Annotated in this window: 10 protein-coding genes, 2 pseudogenes and 1 riboswitch; of the genes and pseudogenes, 10 read left to right on the top strand and 2 right to left on the bottom strand. The window is 45.2% G+C overall.

Annotated features, from left to right (window positions below; all coding sequences use genetic code 11):
- The first annotated feature begins 113 nt into the window (after positions 1-113).
- Complete coding sequence (locus tag LQ247_RS16530; protein WP_231006306.1) at positions 114-1,121, top strand: acyltransferase family protein; 1,008 nt, start codon at positions 114-116, stop codon at positions 1,119-1,121.
- A 36-nt stretch (positions 1,122-1,157) separates the two neighbouring features.
- Here the strand turns inward: LQ247_RS16530 and LQ247_RS22350 are convergent.
- Positions 1,158-1,469 (bottom strand): annotated as a pseudogene (locus LQ247_RS22350) (DUF4352 domain-containing protein); the annotation flags it as partial.
- Positions 1,470-1,733: 264 nt separating this feature from the next.
- Positions 1,734-2,078: pseudogene (locus tag LQ247_RS16520) on the bottom strand (DUF4064 domain-containing protein); the annotation flags it as partial.
- Between the two features lie 451 nt (positions 2,079-2,529).
- On the opposite strand from LQ247_RS16520, the gene LQ247_RS16515 reads away from it, so the two are divergent.
- The 9 genes from LQ247_RS16515 (at position 2,530) to LQ247_RS16475 (ending at position 13,223) form a co-directional block, all read left to right on the top strand.
- The gene (locus LQ247_RS16515; protein WP_020450423.1) at positions 2,530-3,402 is read left to right on the top strand and encodes a cation diffusion facilitator family transporter; all 873 of its coding nucleotides are present in this window, start codon (positions 2,530-2,532) and stop codon (positions 3,400-3,402) included.
- 155 nt (positions 3,403-3,557) lie between these two features.
- Positions 3,558-4,520 (top strand): AAA family ATPase, encoded by a 963-nt coding sequence (locus tag LQ247_RS16510; RefSeq protein WP_020450424.1) that lies wholly within the window; start codon positions 3,558-3,560, stop codon positions 4,518-4,520.
- Positions 4,520-5,731 (top strand): DUF58 domain-containing protein, encoded by a 1,212-nt coding sequence (locus tag LQ247_RS16505; protein ID WP_231006305.1) that lies wholly within the window; start codon positions 4,520-4,522, stop codon positions 5,729-5,731. Before LQ247_RS16510 ends, LQ247_RS16505 begins: the two co-directional genes overlap by 1 nt.
- A 4-nt stretch (positions 5,732-5,735) precedes the next feature.
- Entirely contained in the window at positions 5,736-7,961 is a 2,226-nt protein-coding gene (locus LQ247_RS16500) for a DUF4129 domain-containing transglutaminase family protein (RefSeq protein WP_020450426.1), read from the top strand.
- Between the two features lie 188 nt (positions 7,962-8,149).
- Positions 8,150-9,691 (top strand): glutamine-hydrolyzing GMP synthase, encoded by a 1,542-nt coding sequence (gene guaA / locus LQ247_RS16495; protein WP_020450427.1) that lies wholly within the window; start codon positions 8,150-8,152, stop codon positions 9,689-9,691.
- Positions 9,692-9,731: 40 nt separating this feature from the next.
- Positions 9,732-10,256 carry a hypothetical protein gene (locus tag LQ247_RS16490; RefSeq protein WP_231006303.1) on the top strand — a complete coding sequence of 175 codons (525 nt, stop codon included), beginning with the start codon at positions 9,732-9,734 and terminating at the stop codon, positions 10,254-10,256.
- A gap of 140 nt (positions 10,257-10,396) precedes the next feature.
- Positions 10,397-10,498: riboswitch (purine riboswitch) on the top strand.
- 132 nt (positions 10,499-10,630) lie between these two features.
- The gene (locus LQ247_RS16485) at positions 10,631-11,953 is read left to right on the top strand and encodes an NCS2 family permease (RefSeq protein ID WP_020450429.1); all 1,323 of its coding nucleotides are present in this window, start codon (positions 10,631-10,633) and stop codon (positions 11,951-11,953) included.
- A gap of 217 nt (positions 11,954-12,170) precedes the next feature.
- Positions 12,171-12,926, top strand: a complete 756-nt coding sequence (locus LQ247_RS16480) for a hypothetical protein (RefSeq protein WP_020450430.1) — start codon at positions 12,171-12,173, stop codon at positions 12,924-12,926.
- 108 nt (positions 12,927-13,034) lie between these two features.
- Positions 13,035-13,223, top strand: a complete 189-nt coding sequence (locus tag LQ247_RS16475; protein ID WP_020450431.1) for a hypothetical protein — start codon at positions 13,035-13,037, stop codon at positions 13,221-13,223.
- The last annotated feature ends 181 nt before the right edge of the window (positions 13,224-13,404 follow it).

Raw genomic sequence — 13,404 nt, 5'->3', positions numbered from 1 at the left:
GATTAAAAATCGCCTTAAGGCATGCTTCGCGGAGGAAGAGAGGCGGGGATGATGATACATTATGTGTAAACCCTTTCTTATGGGGCGAAGCGGTCTGAAAGGAGATACCCGTATTGCAGAAAAGAATAGAGTGGATTGATGTTTCGAAGGGCGTGGGAATTATATTGGTCGTGTTGGGCCATACACCGACGCCGGATTGGCTGAAAACGTTCATTTTCGCATTTCATATGCCGCTGTTTTTCTTTCTGTCCGGCCTCGTTTACCATGATGGGAAGATGACTTTTACATCATTTCTTTTTAAAAAAATAAAGACGCTTCTTTTGCCGTACTTCATTTTCTCCGTTCTTGCCTATTTATTCTGGGTTCTCGTCGAGAGGCATTTTACGTTTACGGGGAGTTCGGATGTTGATCCGGTTGTACCGTTTAAAGGAATTTTTTATTCGATTCCTGATGACTACATGCTGACACACAACCCTGCGCTCTGGTTTTTAACATGCTTATTCATCGTTGAAATGCTTTTTTTTATCGTGAAGAGATGGGGGAAAGGAAGGCTGTTTATCGTCATTGCCGTAATGGTGTCGGCCGCCTTGGGCTATTTGAATGATCAATTTGTGGGCATCAAGCTGCCGTGGAATATTGAAGTGGCCTTGACCGCCATCGTATTTTATTCGGCCGGTTTTCTGTCGAGAAATAGCCTGAGGGAGATGAGAGACAGAAGAACGCTGCTGCCAGCGCTTCTCTTATTCATCGCGGTCGGCTTTTTACAGACCCTGAACGTCAGAGTGGATATGAGGGCCAATGAGTATGGAAACATGGCGGTCTTTTATCTGACCTCATTTCTGGGAACGGTAGGCGTCATTTTCAGCAGTTTTAAACTCGAAAAAATGAAGCTACTCCAATTCCTCGGCAAAAACTCGCTGATCATTCTCGTACTGCACTACCCGGTCATCAGGATGCTGAAAGCCGTCGTCTACTACTTTACCCAGGTTTCCCTTGATGAGACATACGGTTCCCTGTTATGGAGCGCGCTTTACACCGGTATGACATTGCTTGTTATGGTGCCTTGCATCTTTTTATTGAACCGGTATCCGATCGTGCTTGGGCGGAAGAAATGCAATTAAAAAACTTGCAAAGGAGACTTTGCAAGTTTTTTTGAATTATTGAAGGTTAAAAGTGATTTTTTCATCATTCCAAAAATTAGAAGTGAAAATAACTTTATATGTTTTGCTCTTTTTTGTCTGAAAAGCGATAGTTCCAGAAACCTTACCGTCTTTTGTCAGATTTCCAGATGATAATTGGTTATCATCTGAAAGTGCATAAGTATTATGCGTAATTTGTCCATCTTCGTTTTGAATTTGAAAATCAAGCGGGTTGTAAGAAATATCTTTATCGCTTTTATTTTCTATGTTAACTGTTACAATCACATATTCATTACCTTTTTTTGGTTTGATAAATTTATTGCCCATCGATTTTTTAACGTTGGTCACTGTGATTTGGGTGCCATCCAGATCAGCTGTTTCATTTAAACCAAATTCAGTTTTTTCTTCTTTGGCATCGTCATTGCTTTTTTCTTCGCTAGTTTTTGCGGCTGTCGTCTTTGCACTGCTACCGGACGATTTGCTTTCTTGAGAAGAAGAGCCGCTTGAAGCGAATATCATGACGAATACGATGGATCCAATAATCGTGACATAGAACCACCATTTTTTAAAGACAAGGCCTTTATTCTCGCCGCTGAACAATGCTTTACATCCGCCGATTAATAGCAGAATAAGCGGAACGATATATGCCAGGCTGACGCCGACAGTTCCTCCTATTGCAGCCGCGATATAAAAAGTACCCGCTAATTTAGTATGTTTTTTTACGATACATGCACCGACGATGGCCAGTGCAGACAGCAAAATAACCGCCCAGGATGATCCGATAACTTCTCCGGCGCCATCCGCTTCTAAAGCGGCGCCTAATCCTCCGAATAATAAACCTGAAAATCCTGCAAAAATCCCGAAAATACCGCCTAGTAACCCCAGTACAAATTCTGCTGTACGTTTGACAGGGGCTTGAAAATTCGTTTGTTCTGACATGTAATGTCCCCCTTATAAGCTATGTCATAATGTCTAAAACATATTAATCCAAAAAAGGAAAAAAGTCCATATATTTTTCGTGACTATTTTACTATTATTTTATATTGTCAGAGTTTTAAGGACTATTTTCGACTTTTTTTAATATCGTTTAAATTTTGGGTTTGTTTAATGTTTTTTAGAAGAATCATGCAGGGGAACTAAAGAAAAAATATTCAGAAAGAAGATGCCGACCTTTTAATCCTATGCAGCGTGAATAAATTGAGGTTTTCGCAAAATCCTTATACAGAGCGGGTTTTACCGGTTTTGACCCAACTGAAATTTGTTTCCTTAAATAAAAAAAGTTCTACTCTGACTATATTTCTGCAAGAAGTGAATCATGTTTCTATAGACTCACTCAAGTTTTGCTTTGTATGATTAAAAGCGAAAACACGGATGGGAAAGGAAGCTTTTTATGGAACGGTATGATGAATTAAAAAAAGGTGAAACCGGGGCATGGGTCAGCATCATCGCTTACATTGTACTGTCGGCTGTTAAATTGGCCGTCGGGCTTCTATTTCACTCCGAAGCCCTCAGAGCCGACGGACTGAACAATACAACAGATATTATTGCCTCAGTAGCGGTGCTGATCGGCCTCAGGATTTCTCAGAAGCCGCCTGATGAAGACCATCCGTACGGACATTTCCGCGCTGAGACGATCGCCTCGATGATCGCTTCATTTATCATGATGGTGGTCGGTCTTGAAGTGCTGTACAGCTCGGGTGAAATGCTGTTTAATCCGAAAGAAACGACACCGGACATGATTGCGGCTTGGACGGCGGCAGGCAGTGCCGTCGTGATGTTTTTGGTTTTCCTCTACAATAAAAGGCTGGCAAAAAAGGTAAACAGCCATGCCCTCTATGCAGCCGCCGCCGATAATAAATCGGATGCCTATGTCAGCATCGGAACGTTCGCAGGCATCTTTGCTTCGCAATTTAACCTTGCCTGGGTCGATACGGCAGCCGCATTTATCATCGGATTGATCATCTGCAAAACGGCTTGGGGGATTTTTAAAGAGGCGGCCCATTCTTTGACGGACGGATTCGATATTAAACATATTTCAACGTATAAAGAAACGATTCGGAAAGTTCCCGGCGTCGGCAAAATCAAAGATGTTAAAGCGCGTTATTTGGGCAGCACCATCCACGTGGAAATCATCGTGGAAGTGAGATCCGACCTCAACATTGCAGAAAGCCATGATATCGCCGATGAAATTGAGAGAAGAATGCAGGAGGAACACTCGATCGTTCATTCCCATGTTCACATCGAGCCATCTGGAGAAAAATAAGAAGCGGTCACTGACCGCTTTTTTTGTTTTTCACTCTGAAATTCGAAATAAAAAAAGACAAAACTCTATTTTCCTCCAGTTAGTTGTTTTCTGAGAGTACATCGTTTATGGTAAAGTTAAATAAATTCGATTCGTCAGCAATGAGGAGGAAGAGGATGGCATACGAAGAAACGCTGCATCCCGTTTTGGGAAAAGTAGCTGATAATATTGACAAAGTAATGGTAGGAAAGAAAGATATTGCCGTTTTAAGCCTGACTGCCATTCTTGCAAACGGACACGTCCTGCTGGAAGACGTTCCAGGCGTCGGAAAGACGATGATGGTTCGCGCCCTGGCAAAGTCAACCGGCGCTGAATTTAAGAGAATCCAGTTTACGCCAGATTTACTGCCTTCAGATGTAACAGGCGTTTCCATATATAATCCGAAAACACTGGAATTTGAATACCGTTCAGGCCCGATTATGGGAGATATCATTCTCGCAGATGAAATCAACAGAACGTCGCCGAAAACGCAGTCGGCGCTTCTGGAAGCGATGGAAGAAGGAAGTGTGACAGTAGACGGAGTGACAATGCCGCTTTCAAAACCTTTTTTTGTAATGGCCACACAAAACCCCGTCGAGTATGAAGGGACATATCCGCTGCCGGAAGCTCAGCTTGACCGCTTTTTATTCAAGCTGAGAATGGGATATCCGACAGTGCGCGAAGAGCTTCAAGTGCTCGATCTTCAGGAAAACCGCAGCCCGATTGAGGAAGTTGAGCCTGTCATAGAGAAAGAAGAGCTTGCTGCATTTCAAAAAGAGGCTGAAAAGGTGTATGTAGACGCTGCGATTAAAGAATACATTGTTGAGATCGCCCAAAAAACGAGGAGTCATTCCGCCGTTTATCTCGGCGTGAGTCCGCGCGGCTCAATCGCCTTGATGAAGGCTGCTCAGGCGTTTGCATTTTTATATAACCGTGATTATGTCATTCCTGATGATATTCAGTATTTGGCACCTTTTACCCTTGCACACAGAATGATTCTACGGTCAGAGGCGAAATTTGAAGGAAAGCGGCCTGAAGCTGTTCTTCAGGACATTATGTCAAAAACGGAAGTTCCGGTCAGAAGACCGATGAGCAACTGATGAGAGAGCGCATCGGTCTTGTGAAGTACGGATGGAAGCTGTGTATCGTGTTTCTTCTGTTTGCTTCAACGTTTTGCTATGCGATGTTTCAAGGGGGATTTGTCAGCTGGTTTTTGTTCTACTCATTTCTTCCCTTTGTGCTTTATGCTTTCATGCTTGCCTTTTATCCGCTGAAGAACATGACAGCGGAGCGGAGGCTGAGCCGCGGGCAGTATAAAGCCGGTGATCAATTGGAGGCTTTTGTCGTGCTAAAGAGAAAATGGCCCTTTCCGATCATGTTTATGATCGTGGAAGACTGTCTGCCTGATTCGCTGGGGAGAAACGGGCGTTCGGCAGAAGCCAAACAGTTTCTCTTTCCTTGGTTTAAAAAAGAAATTAAGATGACGTACACGATCAATTCGGTCCCGAGAGGAGACCACCGTTTAGCAAAAATCAGGGTCCGCACAGGTGATCCGCTCGGACTGCTGGAAAGAGAATACGAGATTCAATTGGAAGACTCCTTTCTCGTTCTGCCTTCCTATCAAGAGATTACTTTCCGCGCCAGCGGAAGCTCTTATGATGAACATGCAGGCCGCGTTTCAGAGCTTCGCCGAAAGGACAGCACACTGGCATCAGGTATCAGGGAATACCAGCCGGGCGACCGGTTTGCATGGGTCGACTGGAAGACGTCAGCACGGCGCAGCCAGCTGATGACGAAGGAATTTGAGCAGACGAAAGGGGATGACCTGCTCGTCTTCATGGATCAGTCTCCCTCTGATGCTTTTGAAGAGATCGTCGCGTTTACCGCTTCTATCATTCGTTCTGCCATGAGGAGCGGGACGAATGCAGGGCTTGTTTCCACAGGAAAAGAGCGGAATGTCTTCCCGGTTCGGCAAGGGGAGGAGCATCTGAGAAAGCTGTTTTACTACTTGGCGCTTGCCGATTGCGATGCGGTCCAGCCGTTTCACAGTCTGCTGGAGGGGGAATTTGGCCATCCCGATATGAGAAAAGCCGTTAAATATATTGTGACAAGCCGGATCACCAACGAATTGGTGCAGGTTTTGAAGAAACCGCTCTCCAGCGGACTGCCCGTCATTTGTTTGGTGAAGAAAAAAGGCGGAGCTCTCTCAAGTGAGGAAAGCGCCGCTGTCCAACAATTAAAAGCGCGGGGGATTGAAGTGAACGTCATTTACGGGGAACATTTTTCCCGGGGTTTTGCTGAAGCGAGGTGAGAAAATGTTGTCCGGGGGAAAAAGAAACAGTTTCGGTTTATTGCTTTTTTATGTCCTAACCTTTTTGCTGCTGTGGGAATGGCTGCGTCCTTTGCAGTATTTTACTGATACGGGGCACACCGTCTTTTTTATTTTGTTTATTGCCTTAGTATTCTTGCTTACATTTTTTAAGGTCCCTTGGTTTATCAGATTTCCGGTCAGCCTTGGCTTCGTTCTGTTTGCGCTGCACACGATTTTTTACGAAGGATCGGTGTTTTCACCTTCATGGATTGCCCTGCTTTTTCAGGATTTAAATCAAAATTTCTCCTATATTTTCTCCGGCATGTGGCGGGATATGTCGCCGTTGTTTCGGACGCTGCTCTTTTACGTCCTTCTTTGGCTGCTTGTATACTTGCTGCATTACTGGGTGATCTATCAGCGCAGAATTTTATTCTTTTTTATCATGACCGTTGTTTATATCGCGGTGATCGATACATTTACGCCGTTTGACGCATCATATGCGATCGTCCGGATCGTGCTGATCGGCTTTTTGCTTCTCGGCCTGCTGTATTTGGAACGGATCAGGGAATCAGAAGCGTTAAAATCCTCAAGATCGCGGTTTGCCAAATGGTTTACACCGCTCTTATTGATGACTGCCGCCGCCGTTTGCATCGGCGCGGTCTCGCCGAAAGCCGATCCCGTCTGGCCTGATCCGGTGCCGTTTCTGCAGACGGCTGCGACAGGCGATTTTGCTTCCTCAGGCAAAAGCAAAGTCGGCTATGGAACGAATGATGAGGCATTGGGCGGGCCATTTTCAAAAGACGATACATGGGTATTTACGTGGCAGGGAAATGAACGAAGCTATTTCAGGGTGGAAACGAAAAGCCGCTATACAGGTAAAGGCTGGATTGAAGACGAAAAAACGGGCGCGTCCATCCAGCTTGACAAGGGTGAGCTGGATTACCAGTGGTACGACGAAGGCGTGAAGACCGAAACGCGCAAAGCGATCGTCGATATCGATCCGGCTTATCGGTACGATCACGTCCTGTATCCGATTGGGACGACTGAAATCAAGCTCAACAATTTCTTTGTGCCGCTCCGCATGAACTTAAACACAGAGAAAATAAAACCGGCCGGCAAGACAGGCGCGGACATTCAGAACCTGGAAAGCTATTCGGCCACCTATAAATCACCCGTCTTTGATGTTGATCAGCTGAGGAAGGTCAGCTTTGAGTCGGAGGGAAAATGGAGCAGAAGCCATGAGAAGTATCTGCAGCTTCCCACTTCCCTTCCCGACCGCGTGAAAACATTGGCGCACGATTTAACGAAAGACGAAGATAATATATATGACAAAGCGAAAGCGATTGAGAAGTATCTCGGTTCTTCCGAGTTTTCTTATGAAACGGAAGATGTGGCTGTTCCTAAAGGAGAGCAGGATTATGTCGATCAGTTCTTATTTGAGACGAAAATCGGCTACTGCGACAATTTTTCCACAGCTATGATCGTGCTGCTACGGTCGGCCGGAATACCGGCCCGCTGGGTGAAAGGCTATACATCCGGTGAATATGCAGGAACGACGGCAGACCGGAAACGGACGATTTACGAGGTGACAAACAACAATGCCCATTCCTGGGTTGAAGTGTACTTTGAAGGACAAGGCTGGGTTACGTTTGAACCGACGAAAGGCTTTTTAAATCCGGAGCAGCTCGTTGAAGAGTCCAGCGGCCGGCAATCTGGCGCGGCTTCTGATAAAAAAGAAGATGATAAGAAAAACGACGGAGGTCAGCGTCCGCAGGATGTAAAAGAACAAGACAACAAAGAGAAGCCCGAACCTCAGACAAAGCGTGATGCCAATGGCGGTTCTCATGCCGGCAGCGGGGATGCAGACCGTACCCTTTTGACTGGTGCGGCCGTACTCGGTCTGTTGCTGGCGTTGACAGCGGTGCTTTACTTTACAAGGGCAAAATGGATGCCGCACATCATCATCAACAGGCTGAAAAAACGGCGTGATGGCGCGGTTTTCTTCAAAGCTTACGAAGAGCTGCTCCGCCAGCTGAAGCGCCAAGGCATGCAAAAAGAAGAAGGACAGACGCTGCGCGAGTTTGCGAAGACGGTTGATGAACGCTTTCAAAACGGTGAAATGACAGCTTTGACCCGGCAATATGAACGGGCTTTGTATCGAAAGGAAGACGCCGCAAAGCTGTGGAATGATTCGGCGGAGTTATGGGAAAATTTAATTAAAAAGAGATAGTCTTGACCGCTTTCAGTCGTATTGTTAGAATAAGTGAATATTAAAAACCCTTATATATTCTTGCTGGCAGGCTCGGCGGCTTATCTATCGGACAAGCCGGGCCTTGTCCCGTGAATGGGGGCAGGACGGCCGTGTGTCTGCCGCCATTTTTTCTGTGCAAAAAGACAATTTGATAAAGAGGTGACACCATGACGAAGTTAGTAAATGAAATGATTCTTGTGTTGGATTTTGGAAGTCAGTACAACCAGCTGATTACCCGCCGCATTCGTGAGTTTGGTGTATACAGTGAATTGCATCCTCATACGTTGACGGCAGAGGAAATTAAAGAAATGAATCCGAAAGGAATTATTTTGTCCGGCGGTCCGAACAGCGTTTATGACGAAGGATCTTTCCGCTGCGACGAAAAGATTTTCGAACTGGATATCCCTGTTCTTGGCATTTGCTACGGCATGCAGCTGATGACGCATTACCTTGGCGGAAAAGTAGAAGCGGCGAGCCAGCGCGAATACGGAAAAGCGAACATTCATATCGAGGGTGAACCGGATCTGTTTAAAGATCTTCCAAACGAACAGGTCGTCTGGATGAGTCATGGTGATCTAGTTGTTGAAGTTCCAGAAGGCTTTACCGTTGATGCGACAAGCCATCATTGCCCGAATTCAGCAATGAGCAAGAAGGATAAGAAATGGTACGGCGTACAATTCCATCCGGAAGTCCGCCATTCAGAATACGGAAACGACCTTTTGAAAAACTTCGTTTTCGGTGTTTGTGAATGTGCCGGCGAATGGTCAATGGAAAACTTTATTGAGATTGAAATGCAGAAAATCCGCGAAACAGTCGGCGATAAGCAAGTGCTGTGCGCCTTGAGCGGAGGGGTTGACTCCTCTGTCGTTGCGGTCTTGATCCATAAAGCGATCGGCGACCAGCTCACTTGTATTTTCGTAGACCACGGGCTCCTTCGAAAAGGCGAAGCGGAAGGCGTGATGAAGACGTTCAGTGAAGGCTTCAACATGAACGTGATCAAAGTTGATGCGAAAGACCGCTTCCTGAACAAGCTTAAAGGCGTCTCAGACCCTGAGCAAAAACGTAAAATCATCGGTAATGAGTTTATCTACGTGTTTGACGATGAAGCGGAAAAACTGAAAGGTATTGACTTCCTTGCACAGGGAACGCTTTACACCGACATTATCGAGAGCGGAACAGCGACAGCTCAGACGATCAAATCGCATCACAATGTCGGCGGACTTCCGGAAGACATGCAGTTTGAACTGATCGAACCGCTGAATACGCTCTTCAAAGACGAAGTGCGTGCGCTCGGTACCGAGCTCGGCATCCCTGACGAAATCGTGTGGCGCCAGCCGTTCCCGGGGCCAGGCCTCGGCATCCGCGTTCTTGGAGAAGTGACTGATGAAAAGCTTGAAATCGTCCGCGAATCAGATGCGATTCTCCGCGAAGAAATCGCCAAAGCTGATCTTGAAAAAGATATTTGGCAATACTTCACTGTTCTTCCTGATATCCGCAGCGTCGGCGTCATGGGAGACGCAAGAACTTATGACTATACGATCGGCATTCGCGCCGTGACATCGATTGACGGCATGACATCCGACTGGGCGAGAATTCCTTGGGATGTCCTTGAGACAATCTCGACACGGATCGTCAATGAAGTGAAGCACATTAACCGTGTGGTTTACGACATTACGAGCAAGCCGCCTGCAACAATCGAGTGGGAATAAGACAAATGCCCCAGCCTTTATGAGGCTGGGGCGTTTTTTATTGGGAGAGGAATCAGTTATATTCATTGCTTTCATCACCGCAACAGCTCTGTTTCTGCTCAAGAAAAAAATAATTTCCCGAATGGCCTTATCAGGCGTCCTCTGTCTGTTCGCCGTACTTGCGTTCATTTTTTATTTTGCTGCAACGGTGAACTTTACATCCGTCAGTCTGGAAAACGAGAGTATTGCAGGCTTAAAAATCGGCGACAGCGTTAAAAATGACCATCGATTTGTAAAAAGTGGAACAGGGGTTGTGGAATATAAAGCCAAAAATATGTCAGGCGTAAAAGCAGAAATAGATAAACAGGAGAAAATTGTGCTATTGTTCAATATTTCTTCCGCTCAAACCGTGACTATTGCAAAAGGCATCAAAATCAACGATACACTTCAAACAGTGGTCGAAGTATATGGAAAAGAATATAAAGAGCTTTGGTTTGTCGAAGGGATGAAACTGGAATACAATATCAGGATAAAAAAAGAGACGTGGTGCTTGAATTTTATTTCAATGATCACAAGGTGCACTTGATTGAATTGAAAAAGACAGGGAATTAACCCGCTGCAGACCACGGTCAGAATCTGGAAAAAACAACGAACGAAGCGAACATTAAAATCATTAATGTTCGTTTTTTGTATTGTGTTCAGCGTTAGATATTGCTACAATAGTATAGTAATTCAAAAAAGACTTGTCGTATAATCATGGGGATATGGCCCATAAGTTTCTACCAAGCTACCGTAAATAGCTTGACTACGCTTGTATACAATATTTTGTCCGTGAAAAAACATTTTTTCAGTATGAAATATGCCGTAGTCAAGCGTCCCGCCAATTGGGGCGTTTTTTGTTTAAAAGCAAAGGTTTTTGAAACAATAAAAGCGACAGACAAACGAGAGGAGTATACCATTTTGAAGCGTTACTTTCAGTTTGAAGAATTGGGTACAAACTACCGGAGAGAAATGATCGGCGGACTCACCACATTTTTGTCCATGGCATATATTTTGATCGTCAACCCGCTTACCCTTTCTCTGGCGTCGGTGGAAAATTTCCCGGATGCATTGAGAATGGATCAAAGCGCGGTCTTTACGGCAACAGCGGTTTCAGCAGCTGTTGGCTGTTTTATCATGGGGCTGCTTGCGAAGTATCCGATCGCCCTTGCGCCAGGAATGGGGCTTAACGCATTCTTTGCATTCTCTGTTATTCTGAACATGCAGATTCCATGGCAGACGGCCCTTTCCGGCGTTATGGTTTCCGGACTAATTTTTATCGCTCTTTCGCTGTCCGGTTTGAGGGAAAAAATTATCAATTCGATTCCTTATGAGCTGAAAATGGCTGTCGGTGCGGGAATTGGTCTGTTTATCGCTTTCGTCGGTTTGCAGGGCTCCAAAATTGTCGTATCCAACCCGGATACCATTGTGTCGTTTGGAAATATTCATTCAGGTCCCGTTCTTTTGACTGTTTTCGGACTGATCATTACTGTCATTTTAATGGTATTGCGCGTGAACGGCGGCATTTTTTTCGGTATGCTGCTCACGGCGATTGTCGGCATGATCTTCGGTCAGATTGATGTTCCTGACAAAATTGTCGGTGCTGTTCCCAGCCTTGCACCGACATTTGGACAAGCCTTTATCCACCTTCACGATATCTTTTCGGTGCAGATGCTTGTCGTTATTTTAACGTTTTTATTCGTCGACTTTTTTGATACGGCCGGTACATTGGTGGGGGTTGCATCACAAGCCGGTTTGATGAAGGATAACAAACTGCCGCGCGCTGGCAGGGCTTTGCTTGCCGATTCTTCCGCAACTGTTGCCGGAGCGATCCTTGGTACATCGACTACGACCGCTTATGTTGAGTCAAGTGCCGGGGTAGCGGCCGGAGCGAGAAGCGGTTTTGCGGCGATCGTAACAGGCGCTTTGTTCTTGCTGTCGCTGTTCTTCTCGCCTGTCCTCAGCGTTATCACTTCGCAAGTGACGGCGCCTGCTTTAATCATCGTCGGCGTGCTGATGGTGGCGAATCTCAACAAAATCGACTGGACGAAGTTTGAGATTGCGGTGCCAGCATTCTTCACGATGATCGCGATGCCGCTGACATACAGCATCGCCACCGGAATCGCGATCGGATTTATTTTCTACCCGATCACGATGATCTTTAAAGGCAAAGCAAAAGAGATCCATCCGATTATGTACGGATTGGCTGTTGTATTCATTCTTTATTTCATTTTCTTGAAATAAGGTGTGCTGTGCGAAAAAGGCTTGTTCATTTGGACAAGCCTTTTTTATTTTCAAATCATTAAAAACGGAACCTTCCGCCTTCGTTTTTCGTCATATATAAGGGCTGCCGCATCTATGATAAAAAGAGGTTTGTCTTGACTGTTTCACACAGCTTATGTAATTTATAAAAGTGCTTTTCATTTATGTAAAGCTTTTGAATAGAATAGGAGTTGCTTATATGATTGAAGAACATCACAAACGAAATGAAGATGATATAGAAGAACCTGCTTCGAGGATGTCGAGGAATTCCCGGAAAAAAGCGAAGAAAAGCAAGGAGACGAATCCGTCTGCGGCGAAAGTCAAATCGGTGATGGAGAGCGTGATTGCCGCTTTGTTCCGCTATTTCAGCTTTGTGCTCGATATTTTAAAATCCCCGGTGCGCAGCGCACTTGATTTTGACCGGTCTTATTTTAAGTATTCCGTTATTTCAATGACGCTTTTAGCTGTTTTCTTTTCGCTCGGCAACTTTTATCAGCTGCTTGCGGGCAGGGGGAGAATTCTCGGGTTCGGCGTGTCAGTGCCGTTCCTGGAAGTGTTTTTGGTTGTGTTTATCTATTGCATGGCTTTCATGTTTTGGATGGCAGCATCGAGCTGGGTTGTATCGAATTTTATGCTCAGGTATAAAGTTTCATTTTTCGATATCACGGCAAAGTACGGTTCTCTATTGGTTCCGTTTATCGTCCCCGCCGCTTTGTGGATGATATTCGCGATTATCAACTTCACGGCCGCGACGGTGATTCTCTCGATCGTCATCTTTATGGGATTGACATTCGGGACTTTTACGCTGATTCAATCGATTTATGAAAAAAGCGAAAAAGCGCGGTTTGACCTGATGTACTGTGTGTTTACCGTCTTTTTGCTTGAATTGGTATTCGTTGCGGCAACATGGAAGCTGGTAGGCGGATACTTGTTGTCGTCGCTTATTCCTGTTTAAGGAGATATTGCCGGTTCTTCTTGAAGAACCGGTTTTTTCTCCGCATTAATTCTGAGTTGACTCATAAGAATAATATATATTTTAACCAATAAGATGGGGGAGTGATCGATGGCTAACTTTCTTCGAAAAGCTGTAAAACAAAAAAAGGAGTATTTAATCAGGCAGCTTGCAAAATCAGGGCGGCTGGACAATTTGAAAGACCTCTCGTCATACACGCTGAGCGATTTGGAAAAGGAGCACCGCAAACTGAGCGAATCCGTTGGAGATCGTCAGCGGGATCATAAGCACCAGCTCTGAAAGACGTTCATTTGAACGTCTTTTTTAATTGTGTTTCAATGCTTTGAAACCGGCAGAAAAAGGGTAAACTGATGGGAGTGAGCAATGTCGAAAAATTTTGTGGTGAAGCAGGGCCATTACAGGATTGTGTATGGAGAATTTCTCTAGTAGAATATGATTGCTTTGCATCTAAAGGAGGGAT

The sequence above is a fragment of the Bacillus sp. BS3(2021) genome, from assembly GCF_021043345.1.
Taxonomy (GTDB): Bacteria; Bacillota; Bacilli; order Bacillales; family Bacillaceae; genus Bacillus; species Bacillus paralicheniformis.
Note: the sequence above shows the minus strand (reverse complement) of the source record. Positions and strands in the feature narration are given on the sequence as shown.

Excerpts from the sequence above, each read along its gene's own strand:
- LQ247_RS16515 (WP_020450423.1), top strand. The coding sequence starts at position 2,530 with ATGGAACGGTATGATGAATTAAAAAAAGGTGAAACCGGGGCATGGGTC.
- LQ247_RS16510 (WP_020450424.1), top strand. The coding sequence starts at position 3,558 with ATGGCATACGAAGAAACGCTGCATCCCGTTTTGGGAAAAGTAGCTGAT.
- LQ247_RS16505 (WP_231006305.1), top strand. The coding sequence starts at position 4,520 with ATGAGAGAGCGCATCGGTCTTGTGAAGTACGGATGGAAGCTGTGTATC.
- LQ247_RS16500 (WP_020450426.1), top strand. The coding sequence starts at position 5,736 with ATGTTGTCCGGGGGAAAAAGAAACAGTTTCGGTTTATTGCTTTTTTAT.
- guaA (WP_020450427.1), top strand. The coding sequence starts at position 8,150 with ATGACGAAGTTAGTAAATGAAATGATTCTTGTGTTGGATTTTGGAAGT.
- LQ247_RS16480 (WP_020450430.1), top strand. The coding sequence starts at position 12,171 with ATGATTGAAGAACATCACAAACGAAATGAAGATGATATAGAAGAACCT.
- LQ247_RS16475 (WP_020450431.1), top strand. The coding sequence starts at position 13,035 with ATGGCTAACTTTCTTCGAAAAGCTGTAAAACAAAAAAAGGAGTATTTA.